The sequence below is a fragment of the Sphingosinithalassobacter sp. LHW66-3 genome, assembly GCF_050703275.1.
In the GTDB taxonomy this organism is placed as follows: Bacteria; Pseudomonadota; Alphaproteobacteria; order Sphingomonadales; family Sphingomonadaceae; genus Sphingomonas.
Window position 1 is genome coordinate 1,811,222 of the sequence record NZ_CP193482.1, and the last position, 16,730, is coordinate 1,827,951.

The following is a 16,730-nucleotide window of genomic DNA, read 5'->3' on the forward strand; positions in this document are numbered from 1 at the left end:
CCGGCGCCAGGCAAGTCCTCGAAAATCAGCGGGCCATCGGGCCTTCGTAGAGCGTGCCGAAGAAATCGCCCGCGTTCCACACCGGCCGCGCGTCGGCATCGGCGATCTCGCGCGCGATCTGATAATTCACTTCGATGAAGCGCACGCCCGCCTCCCAGTCGATCACGGGCGCCTGATCCAGCTGGTCGGACGGGCGGTGATAATGGTGCTGGAAGAAGTGATTGGTTCCTTCGGCACCCGGGCCGGCATGGCCGGGCCACAGGAACACCGAGGGAATGCCCTGCTGGACGAAGCGATAATGATCCGAGCGGACGAACAGGCTCTGCTCGGGCATCGGATCAGGCGAGAAGCCGACGCCGATGTTCTGCGCGGCGCGGCGCACGATCGGGCCGAGTGTCGAGCGATCCGCGCCGAACGCGATCACGTCCTCGAAGCGATAGGTGAGGATCGGCATGTCGAGGTTGACGTTGGCCACCAGCGTCTTGCCCGGCAGGCTGGGATTCTCGGCGAAATAATCGGCGCCGACGAGCCCCTTCTCTTCGGCGGTCACCGCCAGAAACAGGATCGAGCGGCGCGGCCGCTCGCCCGATTTCTGGAAACGGCTCGCTTCCTCGATCAGCGAGGCGATGCCCACCGCATTGTCCATCGCGCCGTTGTAGATCGAATCGCCCTCGACCGGCCGGCCGACGCCGACATGGTCGAGATGCGCGGTGAGCACCACGACCTCATCGGCCACCGCCGGATCGCTGCCCGGCAGCAGGCCGGCGACGTTCGCGCTTTCGAACAGCTCGCGCTCGGTCTTGAGCGTCACCGCGAGACGGCCCGGCAGGTTCATGGCGCGCAGCCGCGCGTTCGAATCCGCTGCCGCCGCCTGCACCTGCTCCCACGGCATGCGCGCGCCCTGGAACAGCTTGGCCGCACCTTCCCGGCTCAGCGTGCCGAGCACCGGCGTCTGCGGCGTATCGACATGGCCGCTGCCGTCCGGATTGACCCAGGTGGTGCGGCTGCGCTGCCAGTTCGCCGCCTGCGCGGCGAAGGGCAGCGAACGCGGCCCGGGATTATTGATCGCGATCGCGCCGACCGCGCCGAGCCGCCCGGCCATGTCCGCCTTGGCATTCGCGCTGCCCAGCGACGCGCGGATTTCGCTGTGCAGCTCTTCCGGCACACCGTTCAGGAATACGACGATCTTGCCGCGCACGTCGACGCCGCGATAATCGTCGCGGCCTTCGGAGGGAGCATGGATGCCCCAGCCGACGAACACCAGCGGCGCATCGACCGTGGTGGTCTCGCTCGTCGGGTCGCCGGCGGGCACAAAATCCTCGCCGAAGCTGAGCGTCACCGGCTCGGCGCCACGGCGCGTGAACACGAAGCTGCCGTGCTCGGCAGGCTTGTAGTTCATCAGCGGCACGCGCTGCAGGAAGCCGCCATTGTCGCCAGCCGGGCGCAGCCCGTTGGCGTAGAAGCGCGCCGCGACATAGTTGGCGGCGATATCATATTCCTCGGTTCCCGCTTCACGGCCCTGCATCGTGTCGTCGGCGAGGAACATCACGTGCGCGCGCATCGCCGCCTGCTCGAGCGGGAGATCGGGATAGGCCGGGGCAGCCTCCGCGGCCGGCGCCGCCGTCTGCGGCGCCTCCTGAGCGGAGGCGGGAACGGCGCTGGCGAGCAGGGCAAGCGCAAGGGTCGAGCGGAGCATTCAGGATCCTTCGATAGAACGAGCGTTGCACGAGGTGTACCAGTCCGACAGCACGGCGCAAGCACGGCGCGCGCGGTTTTCGATGGAAGCCTTGCCACTTGCCCCTATATTCGCCGGTGATGGCAGATGTTCTGAACGCAACCGAGACTCCTCAGGTAACCCGTCGCGACGCCTATACTCCGCCCGACTGGCAGGTGCCGGAGATCGCGCTCGATTTTGATCTCGACCCCGCCGAAACGCGCGTACGTGCCACGCTCTGGGTCGAGCGCACCGGCGCGCACGACCGGCCGCTGCGGCTGGATGGCGACGGATTGCGGCCGCTGGCGGTGCGCGTCGACGGAGCGGAGATCGACAGTTGGCGAATGGACGGGCCGACCCTCGTCGTGCCGCTCACGGGCACCCAGCACCGCGTCGAGACCGAAGTCGCGATCGCGCCCGAACGCAACACCCAGCTGATCGGCCTCTATGCCTCTGGAGGGATGCTCTGCACCCAGTGCGAGGCCGAGGGCTTCCGCCGGATCACCTTCTTCCCCGATCGGCCCGACGTACTCAGCCGCTATCGCGTGCGGATGACGGCGGACAAGGCACGCTTCCCGGTGCTGCTCTCCAATGGCGATCCGGTCGATCAGGGCGAGCTCGACGGCGGGCGCCACTGGGCCGAGTGGCACGACCCCTTCCCCAAGCCGAGCTATCTCTTCGCACTGGTGGCGGGCGATCTGGTGGCGAACCGCGACAGCTTCGTCACTCAGTCGGGCCGGGTGGTGCAGCTCGGTATCTGGGTGCGCGAGGCCGATCTGCCGCGCACCGGCCATGCACTCGAGGCGCTCAAGACTTCGATGGCCTGGGACGAGAAAGTCTATGGCCGCGAATATGACCTCGACGTGTTCAACATCGTCGCGGTTGGCGACTTCAACTTCGGCGCGATGGAGAACAAGGGGCTCAACATCTTCAACTCGCGCTACATCCTGGCCGATCCTGACACGGCAACCGACCAGGACTATGACGCGATCGCGGCAGTGGTGGCGCACGAATATTTCCACAACTGGTCGGGCAACCGCATCACCTGCCGCGACTGGTTCCAGCTTTCGCTGAAGGAAGGCTTCACCGTCTTCCGCGATCAGGGTTTTTCCGCCGATCAGGGCTCGCCCGCGGTGAAACGGATCGAGGATGTGCGCGCGCTGCGCGCCGCGCAATTCCCGGAAGACGCCGGGCCGCTCGCGCATCCGGTGCGCCCCGACAGCTATATCGAGATCTCGAATTTCTACACGGCGACGATCTACAACAAGGGCGCCGAGCTGATCCGGATGATGGCGACCATCCTCGGCCCCGCGAGGTTCCGCCAGGCGACCGACCTCTATTTCGAGCGGTTCGACGGCACCGCCGCAACCTGCGAGGATTTCGTCCAGTGCATGGAGGAAGCGGGCGGAGTCGATCTCGAGCAGTTCCGCCGCTGGTACAGCCAGGCGGGCACGCCGCGCGTTTCGGCGACGCTGACGCACGAGCCCGGCAGCGGCCGCGCGCTGCTGAAGCTGCGCCAGACCGTGCCGCCGACGCCGGGCCAGCCGGAAAAGGCGCCGATGGTGCTGCCGCTCAAGCTGCGGCTGTTCGGCGACGAGGCGCAGGGCCCGCTCACCGACGAACGGCTGGTACTGCTCAGCGACGCCAGCGAGGAGATCCTGTTCGAGGGGATCACTGACAAGCCTGTGCTCTCAATCAATCGCGGCTTTTCGGCGCCGGTGATCGTCGACACCAACCGCACGCCTGCCGACCTCGCCTTCCTCTCGGCGCACGACGACGATCCCTTCGCCCGCTACGAGGCGATGCAGCAGCTGATGCTCGACACGCTGGTCGGCGCGGCCACCGACGGCACCGCCGATCACGGGCCGGTGGTCGAGGCGGTGCGCAACACGCTGCTCGACGCGCGGCTCGACCAGGCGTTTATCGCCGAGGCCGTGCTGCTGCCGTCGGACAGCTTCATCGGCGACCAGATGGCGGTGGTCGAGCCCGAAGCGATCTTCCGTGCGCGCGAGGCGCTGCGGCGCGATCTCGGCCGCAGCCTCGAGCGCGAATGGCGCATGGCATATGAAGGCGCGCGCGCGAACCGCTTCGAGCTCTCTCCCGCGGCCAAGGGTGCACGGCGGCTCAAATCGGTGTCGCTCGGCTATATCTCCGCCAGCGGCGCACCCGACGCGGCGAGCCTCGCCTTCGTCCAGTTCGAGCAGGCCGACAATATGACCGACCGGCAGGGTGCGCTCACCACGCTGGCAAACGGCGCGTCTGACAAGCGCGTGGCGGCGCTCGACATCTTCTATAACCGCTACCGCGACAATCCGCTGGTGCTCGACAAATGGTTCCAGACCCAGGCGCTCGCCGCACGCGAGGACACGCCCCGAATCGTCGAGGAGCTGGCGGAGCATCGCGACTTCACGCTCGCCAACCCCAACCGTGCCCGCGCACTGATCGGCGCGTTCAGCGTCAACCAGCGCGCGTTCCACGACGCGAGCGGACGCGGCTACCGGTTCGTGGCCGACCAGCTGATCGCGCTCGACAAGCTCAACCCGCAGACCGCCGCGCGGCTGGTGCCGCCGCTCGGCCGCTGGAAGCGGTTCGATCCGGCGCGCGCCGAGAAGATGCGCGCCGAGCTCGAGCGGATCGTGAAAACCCCCGGGCTAAGCAAGGACACGTTCGAGCAGGCGTCGAAGAGCCTCGACTGAACAGGTCGCGCCGGCGATGGGGGCAGGCGTTCGCCTACCCCGCCATCGCTCTCGCTCGGCGCAGCACGGTCGCGCTGTGACCCACCCGGGCCGCGAGGCTGCGCTGGAGGATCGTGTCGACGAAGACCCAGTCGTTGGTCGCCCGCTCGGGCGTGAGCGTCAGCGCCATATAGCCGCGGTTCGACGTGTCGCACCATTTGAGCTCGGGGTTCGCCTCCACCATACCACGTGCGATGACCGCGGGATGGGCCGCGGTCGCGCTCTCATATCCCGGCGAGCTCACGCTGTGGCCGGCGAACTCGACGCCGGCCGGCCGGCCTTCATGCATCAGATCGAACGCCCAGGCATTGTGGCTGTCGCCGCACAGCACGATCAGCTCGGCGTCCATCGCCTGCGCCGACGACAGGAATCGCGCCCGCGCTGCCGGATAGCCGCCCCAGCTGTCCATGTTCGACGGCAGCCCCGCCTTGCCCGCGAGGATGCCCGCCTGAACATAGGCCTGGGTGCGGGCCGGCGCGTCGGGCGATAGCCAGCCTGCCGCCGCCTCGGGAACCTTGGTGTCTCCCAGGATGGTCCCGAAGCCGACGAGCTGCCACCGCTGCCCGGCCCGGACCGAACGCGCCATCGCCGCCGCCAGCCATGCCTCCTGCTCGGTGCCGAGCATCGTCATCGCCGGATCCCGCCAGGCGCCGTCGCGGAACTCGGCGAGCGCCTGCATCGGGTTCGATTGCTGGAACAAGGGGCCGAGGTTGCGCGGCTCGGTGCGGCCGAGCAGCCGCGTCTCGGTGCGGAAGAAGGTGGCGAGACTGCCGATGTCGTAGCTGCCCCACGGCGCGTCAGAGACGGGCATCCATTCGCGATAGACCTGCATCGCCAGCTGCTTGCGGACGCTCCAGTCGCCCTCTTCCTCGGGCTGGTGGTTCTGCGCGCCGCCCTCCCAGCTGTCGTTAGTCGATTCGTGATCGTCCCAGGACGCGAGCATTGGCTTCACCCGATGCAGCTCCTGCAGATCGGGGTCGCTGCGATAGCTGGCGTAGCGCAGGCGATAATCGGCCAGCGTGATCATCTCGCTCGCCGGCTCGGGCCAGCGGCCGTCGACTGCACCGCCCGCGGGCGCATAGCCGCTGCGGCCATATTCGTAGAGATAGTCGCCGAGGTGCACCCACAGATCGATGTCGTCCCGGCGCGCGGCATGGCCATAGGCGTTGAAATAGCCGAACGGGAGATTCGAGCAGGAGAAGACGGCGATGCCGTAGCGCGCCACATCCCCCTGCGGCAGCGTTTTGGTGGTTCCGACCGGCGAGAAGCTGCCGTCCGGCGCCACGAACCGGTAGAAATAGGAAGTGCCGGGCGCGAGGCCCTCGACCGTAATCTTGGCGGTGTGATCGCGCCAGGGGCCGGTCGTCATCTGGCCACCGCCTGCGATCCGGGCGAAATCCTCGGTCTGCGAAAGCTCGACCTTGAGATCCGCCGCGCCGCTGCCAGCAGGCACATAGCGGGTCCACAGCAGTACCGAGTTCGCTGCGGGCTCGCCCGAGGCGACCGAATGGGTGAAGCCGGTCGCATCCGCCACGCTGGGTGTCTTCGCGAAACCGGGCACGGCAAAGGCGCCGAGCCCCAGCGTTCCGGTGAGCACGAAGGAACGGCGATCGATACGAAGCGTCATGTGGCAATCTCCCTGGGTCGGCCGCTGCTTGCCTCCGCCATGTGGCGGGTTCGTGACAGCAGCGGAGCACAGCGCTAGAGCGTTGCCCAGCCCGTCATTCACGAGGTCCGCGATGCGCCTGCTCCTGCTCTGCCCCCTGCTTCTGGCGAGTGCCGCCTGCACCCAAAGCCGCGCGCCGATAGATCCGCTCGGCCCAGGCGTCGGCTTTCGCGATTCTGTGGCAGTGCCCGACCCGATCCCCGCGGGGGTCAACGCCGACGCGCGACTCGCGAAGCTGGCGCGGATCGAAATGAACCCGAACACCGCCTTCCTGAATGCCGAGGAGCGGCAGGTGGTGAACCTGCTGATCGACGCCTCGCAGCTGATGTCCGAAATCTATCTGCGCCAGCGCGACCCGCGCAATCCGGAAACGCGGCTCGCCATCTCGCGCATGCGCCGTGCCGACCGCGATCAGGTGCTGGCGCTGTTCGACCGCTATTTCGGACCATGGGACGAGCTGGACGAGCTGCACCCCTTCTGGGGCGATGCGGAGATGCCCGAAGGCGCCGGCTTTTATCCGCCCGATCTGACGCGTGCCGAATTCGACGCCTATCTGACCGCGCATCCCGACCAGCGTGAAGCGCTGACCAGCCCCTACACTGTCGTTCGCCGCGACGGCGACCGGCTGGTCGCCATTCCCTATTCGGTCGAATATCGCGAGTGGCTGGAGCCTGCGGCACAGCTGCTCGAACGGGCCGCGGCGATCACCACCAACCCCAGCCTGAAGCGCTTTCTCGCCCTGCGCGCGCAGGCATTCCGCACCGATGACTATTTCGAGAGCGAACTCGCCTGGATGGACCTCACCGGCACGCCGATCGAAGTCGCGATCGGGCCCTATGAAGTCTATACCGACCGGCTGATGGGCACGAAGACGGCGTTCGAGAGCTTCGTGACGCTGAAGGATCCCGAGGAAAGCGCCGCGCTCGACAAGTACAAGCATTACCTCCGCGACATGGAGGCTAATCTTCCGATCGAGGAGCGTTACAAGAATTTCCAGCGCGGCTTCGAAAGCCCGATCGCGGTCGCCGATCAGGTGCGCGGCGGCGGCGACAATGTGCCCGGCGTGCAGACGATTGCGTTCAACCTGCCCAACGACGAGCGGGTGCGAGAGGCCAAGGGCGCCAAGAAGGTGATCCTGGCGAACGTGCTCGCGGCCAAATACGACCGGATCCTTGGACCAATGGCACCGCTGGTGCTCGTCCCCGAGCAGGCGGGCCTCGTCGCCGAGAAATATATGGAACTCGAGACGCTGTTTCACGAGCTGTCGCACAGCCTGGGGCCGGGCACGATCACCGTCGATGGTCGCGCCACCACCGTGAACGAGATGCTGCGCGACCAATATTCGGCGCTGGAGGAAGCCAAGGCCGATGTGATGGGCGTGTGGAACATCCTGCTGATGATGGAGAAGGGCGAACTGCCCGCTTCCGAAGTCGAGCAGCTCTACGCCACCTATCTCACCGGCATGTTCCGCGCGATGCGGTTTGGGATCGAGGAAGCGCATGGCCGCGGCGCCGCGCTTCAATATGGCTATTTGAGTGACAAGGGCGCCTTCGCCTGGGATGCGGCGGCGGGCCGCTATCGGATCGACATGGCGGCGATGCAGGGCGCGGTGCGCGACCTGCTGCACGACATGCTGATGCTTCAGGCGACCGGCGACTATGAAGGCACGCGGGCCTTCTTCGATCGCTGGGCGCGCCTCGATGCGCATGCCGAAGGCGTGATCGCTTCGATGCGCGACATCCCCGTCGACATCCTGCCGATCTATCCGGACCAGGTCTGACGAAGGCCCGGCGCGCGACATGACGCTTCTCGACCGGCTGGGCGCGGCGCCGCGCTGGGCCGTGCTGCTGACGGTCGCGCTGGCGGCGCGCGCGATCACCTTCGGCAATCCGATCCTGCACGTCGACGAGGAATTCTACTTCGTCACTGCGCACGCCATGCTCGACGGCGCACTGCCCTATGTCGAGATCTGGGATCGCAAGCCGATCGGGCTGTTCCTGCTCTATCTGCCCGCCGCGTTGTTCGGCTATCCGCTCGGCATCTGGTCCTATCAGGCGATGGCGCTCGTCGCGGCGGTGGCGACGGCAGTGCTGATCGGGCGGCTGGCGGATCGGGCCGGATGGAGCCGCGGCGCTCTGTTCGCGGGAGTCGCCTATCTCCTGTGGCTCAACCTGTTCGAAGGCCAGGGCGGCCAGGCGCCGGTCTTCTACAATCTCCCGATGGTACTCGCGGCCACGCTGATCGCGCCGGGTGGCCCGGAGGACGCGCGGCGCCGGTTCCGGCGCGGGCTGCTCGCGATGCTGCTCGTCGGAATCGCCATCCAACTCAAATATTCGGCCGTGTTCGAAGGCTTCTTCTTCGGCCTGTGGCTGCTGTGGCGCGAATGGCGCATCACGCGCACCGCGCTCTACACGATGCTACGCGGCGCCGCCTGGGCCGCCGTCGCGCTGCTGCCGACCGTCGCCGCGCTCGGCTATTACTGGCTCATCGGCCATATGGAGGCGTTCGTCTTCGCCAATTTCACGTCGATCGCGCTGCGCAATCGCGATCCGGCGATCGAGCTGCTGGGCAACCTCGCCGAGATCCTGCTGGTCGGATCGCCGCTGATCGCGATGTGCGTGCTCGCATGGCGCTGTCGCGGCGGCGATCCGGCTGCACGGCCGGTGCAGCAGTGGCTGTTCGCCTGGGCGCTCGCGGCGCTTCTCGGGCTGCTCGCCTTCGGAAGCTGGTTCAATCATTACGCGCTGCCGCTGCTCGTTCCCGGCTGCGCCTGCGCCGCGGGATTCGTCGCGGTCCACCGCAGCGGGATGAAGGTGGCGCTGCCGCTGCTCGTGCTGCTGTTCATCGGCGGGCAGGCGCTGCTGATCGCCAAGCGCGCCGGACGAGGCACGCCTGCCGAATTCGCCGCCCTCGCCGATGCAGTGGGCAGCGGCCCCGGATGCCTGCACGTCTATTCGGGCAATACGATGCTCTACGTCGCAACGGGGCGTTGCGCGCGCAGCGCGTGGCGCTTTCCAAGCCATCTGGGCCGCACGCGCGAGCGGGGTGCGATCGGCGTCTCGCAATCGGCCGAGCTCGAACGCATCCTGGCAGAGCGCCCGGCGGTGGTGGTCGTGCGCAACGCCTATCGCGGCGAACGGCCGGAGCAGCGCGCACGCACGCTCGCGGCGATGAACGACGGCTATCGGCTGCGCGCAGTGCGGCCGCTGGGCGACCAGCAGGTTGCGGTCTTTGCCCGGAGCGAGGCGCGATGACCGCCGAACGCCGGCTGCTCGCGTCGATTCACGATGTGAGCCCGCGCTTCGAGTCGCAGATCGATGCGCTCGTCGATCGATTGTCCGCGCGGCTCGGCGGCACGCGCTTCGCGATGCTGGTGGTGCCGGATCATTGGAACCGAGCGCCGCTCGCCGCCGATCGCGGATTTCAGGCGCGGCTGCGCAATTGGGCCGATGCGGGTGTGGAAATGTTCGTCCACGGCTGGTCGCATCTCGACGACAGCAGCCATGCGAATGCCGCCGATGCGCTACGCGCACGCCACCTGACCGCCGGCGAAGGCGAGTTCCTGGGCCTCGACCAGGGCGAGGCGCTGCGCCGCATGCGGCGCGGCAAGGCGCTGATCGAAGACGTGACCGGCAGGCCGGCGGCAGGCTTTATCGCGCCTGCCTGGCTCTATTCGGAGGGCACGCGCAGCGCACTGGCGGAAGCAGGCTTCGCGCTCGCCGAGGATCATCTGCGGGTCTGGCGCCCGGCCAGCGGTGCAGTGGTCGCGAAGGGCCCGGTCATTACCTGGGCCAGCCGCAGCCGATCACGCCAGCTCAGCTCGCTGGCCGCCGCCGCCGTGCTGCGCCAGGCGATGCGGCGGGCGCCGATCGTGCGGGTTGCAGTGCATCCGGGGGATACGGGCGTGCCGCGGCTTCTGGAGAGCATCGATCGAACGCTGGCCACGCTGCTGCGCGGGCGGAAGCCCGGCCGTTACGACGCGCTCGCCGCCAGCTGAGGCGGTGGTGCGACTCCGAGCCGCTTCGCGTCGACCAGCGTGGCATAATAGTCGACCAGATCGCGTGCGTGATCGGTATCGGTGCGCACCTGCCCGGCAGCGTGGCGCGCCGCGGCACGCAGGATCGCCGGTTCGCGAGTGAACAGTCGCCGTGTCGCCTCCGCGGCGGACCGCGCATCGCAGGCCCTGTAGGTTTCCGCGAACAGCGGATCCGCGATCTCCGAACAGCCGCCTTCATCGGGCACGATCAGCGCGAGCCCGGAGGCGAGCGCCTCGGAGCCGACCAGCCCGAACGTCTCGGTTTCGTTGCCGTGAATCAGCGCGTCGCAGCTCGCCATGATCCGCGCCAGCCGGAGCCGGTCGTACACCGGCGCGAACAGCCGCACATGAGGGCTGTCTGCAGTGCGCCGCTCGATCGCGCGCCGGTCCACGCCGTCGCCGATCAGCACGAGCCCGATCGGAAGCGTGGCGGCCGCCGCCTCGACTGCATCGATCACCATCGGCCAGCGCTTTTCCGGATGATGCCGGCCGAGCCCGAGCAACAAATGCCCCTCCGGCGGCAGGCCGCACTGCTCGAGCAGCGCCGCACGCAGCTTCTCGTCCCGCAGCGTGGGCGAGAAATAGCCGCGGTCGATCCCCAGCGGCTCGGCGCGATCGACCGGCAGCCCACGCCGCTCGAACCGGCCGCGCATCGTCTCGCTGTTGGTGACGACCGCGTCGAACTTGGCCAGGAAGCGCCCCATGTAGCGCGAATAGAAGCCGAACATCTCCTCGACCCGGCGCGGCGAGGCGACGCCTTCGAGCCAGCGCTGGGGATAGGCGGCGATATTGTCGTTGTGCGTGAAGAAGACCTTCACTGCGTCGCCCTTCCAGTCGCCGACGATCCACGCCGGCCGCCAGGGCGAACTGGTCTCGACGACATCCGGCTTCAGCCGGTCGAGCAGATCGGTGATCGGCGCCGCATCGTAGAAGATGCCATAGTTGCGATCGAAGATCAGCGGCGGCGCCTTGATCCAGTGGATCACGCCGCCGCCAGGCCGTTCCTCGATGCGATTCTCGCGCGCGGGCGCGACGACGATCAGTTCGTGGCCCATCTCGGCGAGGATCGTCATCTTGCGATCGAGATAGGTGCGAACCCCGCCGCCGGTGGGCGAGTAGAACTCGTTGACGTCGACGATCCGCACCGGGCGCTCCTCAGTCGTCCAGCGGCGAAAAGCCGCCGAGGCCGCGCAGATACTGAACTCGGATGTTTGCGACGGTAACGCCGCTGCCGACGTTCACGATCGCCTGCTCGACCTTGGGCCGGCTGCGGCCGAGCCGCTGGTCGCTCACGAAGCCCGCACCGTCGCGCCAGAAATTGAACTTGTTCTTTCCATCGCGATCATGCGTGAAAAGCAGCGCATAGCGGCCGGGGCCGGGCACGCGGATGCACATCGCGATGTCGCCAGAAGCCGGCGTATCGGCCCAGACCCGGCGGAAGGTGCGGCCATCGCGGATCAGGTCGCGATCGTCGCGCAGAAAATCCTCTTCGGTGGCGGGATAAAGCTCGAGCTTCAACCGGCCGGTGCGGTCGCGCAGGCCCGCGATATTGGCGCGGATCGCCGGTCCGCCGCCGGTGCAGGCCGCCGCGTCGCTCCCCAGGATGCGCTGCGCCGAGGCGGGCGCGGGCACCAGCATCGCCGCGGCGATCGCCGCCATAGCGAGTTTCGTGGTGGTCGTGATCATTGCTTCCTCATCAACGATTGAAGGCCGAAGCCGCCGATGAGCACCACATGCACCAACAGAGTTAGCGCTGCGGTGAACGCGAGCAGCTCGGACACCGCCTCTCCCTGCCCGATGAGGAGGATCGCGAAATTGGCGAAAAGGAGGTCCTTGTTGGGCACGAGCGGCAGGCGCGATACCAGCAGCCGCCCCGCGACCAGGAACAGCCAGACCAGCACCGACACGTCGGGCAGCGCGAAATACCAGGCGAAGGCCAGGAAGATCGTGCCCGAGACGATCCGCGCGCACTGGACGCCGAAGATCCACCAGAGCGTGGGCCGCGCAAGCGAGAAGACGCGCTTGGAGAAGATCACGAACGGCACGATCATCGCGACGAGCAGCGCGACCGAGCCGATCAGCATCCGCTGATCGCCCTGGGTCAGCAACTGCAGCCCGAAGGGCAGCGCGATGGCGACGATCGCCAGCGTGACGGCATGGCCCGCCATCGCCGAGAGGATTGCGACATCCTTCACCGCGCCGAACGGAGCGGCCACCATCTTCGTGCGCTGGCGGGCCCAGGCATAGAAATAGGCTTCGCCCGAATAGCCGATCAGCACTTCGTTCGAGATGCGCTTCTTGTGGAGCGCGATCATCCCCGACGCCGGAATCCGCCACAGCTTGCGGAAGATCACGAAATCGAAGGTCGGCGGACCGAGATAGAAGAGCGCGAAGGAAATCCAGAAGAAGGGGCTGCGCGGGATCGTCCGCGAGAGGCCGGCAAGCCCCGAACCGAGCAGCTCATATGCCAGCGCCGCAACCATCAAGAGCGACAGCGCCGCCCCAAGGACCAGCGGCCAGCGGCGGCGGATGCGCTCGATGGGCTGGAGCCCCGCGAGGTCGGGAGTTTCCGGAAGCGCGGTTCCCGCCGCCAACGGTACATTCAACGAGGCATCCATGCCTGAGTCGTTCCTCGATCCGCCAAGCGGCGCGCGTGTTGTCGGAGGTATTCGTCGGTCCATTCCAGCGCCTTGACGACCCCCTTCAAGGCGCCCGTGCACGTCCGCGCTGCATCGCAGCGAATTACGGTTACATGAAGAGTGGATTTGGGCGCTAGAAAGGCAGTTCGCAAGCCCATGCCCGATTCGCCCCACCGCACAGCCGAACGTATCGCGACGATCGCCCAGACGCTGGAAGGCGGCGGAGTGGAGCGCGCGATGCTGCGTCTCGCGCGCGGATGGATCGATGCTGGACGCGAAGTGACGCTGATCGCCGGCCGCGCGACAGGCCCGCTCGCGGCCGAATTGCCCGCCGGAATTCACATCGAGGAACTCGGCGATTCGCGCTATCGCGCACTCTATGCGCTGCCGCGCTTCCTCGATCGGCTGCGTCCCGACCTGCTGTTCTGCCCCGGCAATCATTATACCAGCCTCGCCGCCTGGACCCGGCTGCGCATGGGCAGCGCCTGCCCACCGATCGTGGCGAAGGTTTCCAATGCACTGGTGCGACCCGAAATGCGGGGAATCGAGCGGAGGGGCTATCCCCATTGGCTGCGCCTCCACCCACGCTTCATCGACCGGTTCGTCGCCATGTCGCCTGCGATGGCCGCGGAAACGGCGCGCCAGATGCGAGTCGATCCCGCGCGCGTCTCAGTGATCGCCAATCCGCCCGCGCGGGCGCTCGCCGAGGCTGCGCCCCTGATGCTGCCGGCAGGCCGCTATCTGCTCGGCGCCGGGCGGCTGGAGCCACAGAAGCGCTGGGATCGGCTGATCGAGGCGCTGCCGCGGCTGAAGCGGGGCGACGTCTCGCTGCTGCTGCTTGGCGAGGGCAGCCTCCGGCGGGCACTCGAGGCGCAGGTGGCTGCGCTCGGCCTGCGCGATCGCGTGCACCTGCCCGGCCATGCCGCCGACCCGCTGCCGGCGATCGCCCGCGCGGAGGCAGTGGTTCTCACGTCGGATTACGAAGGCGTACCCGGCGTGCTGCGCGAGGCGCTCGCGCTCGGAACGCCGGTGGTGACGACCGATTCGAGCGTTGCCATCGCCGAACTGGTGCCGACGCCCGGCCACGGCAGCATCGTGCCGCCCGGCGATGCCGAGGCGCTGGTCGCGGCGCTCGATCATTGGCTGGCGCCGGAACGGCAGCGACCCGAACCGCTCGCGCAGACCGGGCCGGATTCGGTCGCAGCCTATCTGGCGCTGTTCGACGAACTGGTCGCTCAGCGCAGCCGATAGCGCAGGCCGATCCACAGCGTGCGCGGAGTCGCACGCTCCAGCACGTCGCTGATCCCGGTCTCGACCCGCTCGTCGAACAGATTTTCCGCGCGTCCCTCGATCAACAATGCGTCCGTGATCGGCAGCGCCGCGACGGCATCGAGCGTCACGGCCTCGGCCAGCCGCTGAAGATTGCGATCATCCTCGTACTGGGGACCGATGTAGCGCAGCGTGAGCGAGCCGCCCGCGCGATCCCGCCACCAGCCCGCCGTCGCCGAGGCGCGGTGCCGCGCGGTCTGTGCCGGGCGCAGCCCGTCGAGCGGCGTCGCCGCGCCCGAGGCGTCGACGCGGGCATCGATGAAGGCATAGGAGGCGGAGACCAGCCAGTCGCTCGGCCGCCAGCGCGCGTCGAGCTCGACGCCCTGCGATTGGACGGCGTCGAGATTGCGCCGCTGGCTGTAGGTGCCCTCCGCCGACACGAAGCCGACTCCCGGAAAGCTGCCCGGCCCGCTGGCGAGCGTTACGTTTGCAACCGCATTTTCCAGCCGGCTCCAATAGCCGGTGAGCCGTAGCAGCACCGCTTCGCCCGGCGCCCAGTCGACCCCCGCCTCGGCGCCGGTCAGCCGCTCCGGCGCCAGATCGGCATTGGCGGCGAACGCATCGGCACCGACCCGATACGGGCGATAGAGTTCGTTGAGCGTCGGCAGCCGCCAGCCCCGATAGGCCGCGGCGCGCAGCGTGACTCCTTCGTGCACTTCATAGGCCGCTCCCAGCCGCCCGGTAGCTTCCCATCCCTCGCGCGGTGCGAAGCGCGCGTCGGTGAGCGGGGCGCCGCCCGCGAGCGGCTGTTCGATCAGTTGCCCCTCCCCGATCCGCCAATGATCGAGCCGCCCGCCCGCGTTGAGCGTGAGCGGCCCTGTCTCGTAGCTCGCATCGGCGAAGGCGCCGAGGGTGAGGCTGTTGCCGCCCGCCTCGCGCCGCCGGGCCGGATCGAGGCCAGTGAAGATATAGCGTTCCTGCGTCTCGCCCTCGACGCGCCGCGCATCGGCCCCGAGCCGCAGCGACAGCGCTTCGCCGACCGGCGGCGCGACTTCGAGCCGGGCGCCGAGGCCGGTGGAAGGCACATTATATTGCTGGAGCGCCGGATTCGCCTCGGTCCGCGCATCATTGACGCTGGCGAAGCCGCTTTCGAGGACGCGGGTCTGGACATAGGCGAGCGCCGACCAGCCCCATGCGCCGCGGCCGACCACGCGCACGCTGGCGTCGACGCCCTCGCTCTTCACGTCGGTGAAATCGACGCCGCGGTCGCGGCGATCGACGAAGCCGGAGAGGTTCGCCTGAAGCTCGGTGTCGCCGCCGATGTCGGTGACGCCGCGCAACGCCAGGCTCGCCTGTTCATAGGGCGCGGCACGGTCGACCGGCCCGCGATCCTCGGCGACGATCGGCGCGAAGCCGTCGCCTCGGGCATATTGCCCGGCGAGCGTGACGAAGCCGCGACCCAGTTCGGCGGCACCGGTGCCGACCAGATCGACGCTGTCGCGGCTGCCATAGGCACCCCGCAGGTCGAGCGTGCCAAGTTCGCCCGGTCCGGCGCTGAAAAGCTCGACGGTCCCGGCGAGTGCGCCCGGCCCCGCATAGCCGCTGCCGCCGCCGCGCGTGACGCGGACTCGGCCCAGCCGCTCGGGCAGATAGGCGGGAAAGGCCACCCAGCCGCCGAAGGGATCGGCCTGGGGCACGCCGTCGAGCAGCAGCAGCGCGCGGCTGGAGGCATTGCCGCCCAGCCCGCGCAGCGTGATTCCCTGCGCCGTGGGATGCGCCGAGCGCGAATCGGCGCGGCGGAACTGAGCAACGCCGGCGACGTCCGCGAGTACATCCTCCAGCCGGCCGCTAGCCGTATTCGCCAGCCGCGCACGCTCTACTTCGGCGACGGCGTAGGCAGCCTCGCCGGGAGGCGCCTCGAGCCCTTCGCCGGTGACGGTGATGACCGGTTGAGCCTCTTGGGCGAGCGCAGGCGTGGCAACGAACAGCGCGGCGGTCGCCGCAGCGGCCTTGCGTGGCGTTCCCTTCATCAGTCCGGCTTCACGGCGTCGGGATGTGCGTCGGCGAAGGCAGGCAGCTCGGCTGCGGCGGCTTCCGCGCGCAGCAGCTTGGGATAGCTGTCGAGCGGCGCCTCGAACCGACGGGCGTTGTAGAGCTGGGGTGTGAGGAACACGTCGGCGACGTCCGGCCGGTCTCCGCCCAGGAACGGCCCCTCGCCCGCCATCGCCTCGAGCGCGGCAAAGCCCTCGCCGATCCAGTGGTGGATCCATTCGGTGCGCCGCGGCTCACCGATCTCGAGCTCCTGGGTCAGCCAGCGCAGCACACGCAGATTGTTGAGCGGATGGATGTCCATACCGATCACCATCGCGCGGGCGAGCGCCGCCGCACGGGCATCGGGCTCGGCGGGGATCAGGCGCGGCTCGGGATAACGCAGGTCGAGCCATTCGATGATCGCGAGCGACTGGGTGAGTATCAGCCCGTCATCCGTCTCAAGCGCTGGCACGAACCCCTGCGGATTGCGCTCGAGATGCTCGGGCGTGCGCTGCTCGCCGTTGAGCAGCGAAATCGCGCGCCGCTCATGCACGATTCCCTTCAGATTGAGTGCGATCCGCACGCGATAGCTGGCGGAGGAACGGTAGTAATCGTGCAGAATCATTGATGCAGTCCCTCC

The 16,730-nt window shown here is 68.2% G+C and carries 12 protein-coding genes; 5 read left to right on the plus strand and 7 right to left on the minus strand.

The genetic code is table 11. The annotated features are described in order from the left end of the window. Positions 1–25: 25 nt before the first annotated feature. Positions 26–1,696, minus strand: coding sequence for a M28 family metallopeptidase (locus ACQ450_RS08845; RefSeq protein WP_431468990.1), 1,671 nt, complete (start codon positions 1,694–1,696; stop codon positions 26–28). 119 nt (positions 1,697–1,815) lie between these two features. Between ACQ450_RS08845 and pepN the strand changes: the two genes are divergently transcribed. Further along, positions 1,816–4,410 (plus strand): aminopeptidase N, encoded by a 2,595-nt coding sequence (gene pepN, locus ACQ450_RS08850; RefSeq protein WP_431468991.1) that lies wholly within the window; start codon positions 1,816–1,818, stop codon positions 4,408–4,410. 34 nt (positions 4,411–4,444) lie between these two features. On the opposite strand, the gene ACQ450_RS08855 is transcribed toward pepN, so the two are convergent. Beyond that, a complete protein-coding gene (locus ACQ450_RS08855; protein WP_188056259.1) occupies positions 4,445–6,076 on the minus strand; it encodes an alkaline phosphatase D family protein in 1,632 nt (543 codons plus the stop codon). A gap of 223 nt (positions 6,077–6,299) precedes the next feature. Between ACQ450_RS08855 and ACQ450_RS08860 the strand changes: the two genes are divergently transcribed. The 3 genes from ACQ450_RS08860 to ACQ450_RS08870 are packed head-to-tail and all read left to right on the plus strand — an operon-like array spanning position 6,300 to position 10,112. After that, positions 6,300–7,895 (plus strand): dipeptidyl-peptidase 3 family protein, encoded by a 1,596-nt coding sequence (locus tag ACQ450_RS08860; RefSeq protein WP_431468992.1) that lies wholly within the window; start codon positions 6,300–6,302, stop codon positions 7,893–7,895. A 19-nt stretch (positions 7,896–7,914) separates the two neighbouring features. Continuing rightward, on the plus strand, positions 7,915–9,369 hold the full coding sequence (locus ACQ450_RS08865; protein WP_431468993.1) for a hypothetical protein: 1,455 nt from the start codon (positions 7,915–7,917) through the stop codon (positions 9,367–9,369). Further along, a complete protein-coding gene (locus ACQ450_RS08870) occupies positions 9,366–10,112 on the plus strand; it encodes a DUF2334 domain-containing protein (RefSeq protein ID WP_431468994.1) in 747 nt (248 codons plus the stop codon). Before ACQ450_RS08865 ends, ACQ450_RS08870 begins: the two co-directional genes overlap by 4 nt. On the opposite strand, the gene ACQ450_RS08875 is transcribed toward ACQ450_RS08870, so the two are convergent. From ACQ450_RS08875 to ACQ450_RS08885, 3 genes are read right to left on the minus strand one after another with little or no spacing between them, the layout of a single operon-like run. Next, entirely contained in the window at positions 10,088–11,296 is a 1,209-nt protein-coding gene (locus tag ACQ450_RS08875) for a glycosyltransferase (RefSeq protein WP_431468995.1), read from the minus strand. The genes ACQ450_RS08870 and ACQ450_RS08875 overlap by 25 nt on opposite strands. 10 nt (positions 11,297–11,306) lie before the next feature. Next, complete coding sequence (locus tag ACQ450_RS08880; RefSeq protein ID WP_188052986.1) at positions 11,307–11,837, minus strand: DUF2141 domain-containing protein; 531 nt, start codon at positions 11,835–11,837, stop codon at positions 11,307–11,309. Next, positions 11,834–12,769 (minus strand): hypothetical protein, encoded by a 936-nt coding sequence (locus tag ACQ450_RS08885; RefSeq protein WP_188052987.1) that lies wholly within the window; start codon positions 12,767–12,769, stop codon positions 11,834–11,836. Before ACQ450_RS08885 ends, ACQ450_RS08880 begins: the two co-directional genes overlap by 4 nt. 177 nt (positions 12,770–12,946) lie before the next feature. Between ACQ450_RS08885 and ACQ450_RS08890 the strand changes: the two genes are divergently transcribed. Then, positions 12,947–14,041 carry a glycosyltransferase gene (locus ACQ450_RS08890; RefSeq protein ID WP_431468996.1) on the plus strand — a complete coding sequence of 365 codons (1,095 nt, stop codon included), beginning with the start codon at positions 12,947–12,949 and terminating at the stop codon, positions 14,039–14,041. Here ACQ450_RS08890 and ACQ450_RS08895 read toward each other — a convergent pair. Next, complete coding sequence (locus ACQ450_RS08895; protein WP_431468997.1) at positions 14,026–16,089, minus strand: TonB-dependent receptor; 2,064 nt, start codon at positions 16,087–16,089, stop codon at positions 14,026–14,028. The two genes, ACQ450_RS08890 and ACQ450_RS08895, sit on opposite strands and share 16 nt — an antisense overlap. Next, positions 16,089–16,715, minus strand: coding sequence for a maleylacetoacetate isomerase (gene maiA, locus ACQ450_RS08900; protein WP_431468998.1), 627 nt, complete (start codon positions 16,713–16,715; stop codon positions 16,089–16,091). The genes ACQ450_RS08895 and maiA overlap by 1 nt, the downstream gene beginning before the upstream one ends. Between the last annotated feature and the right edge of the window lie 15 nt (positions 16,716–16,730).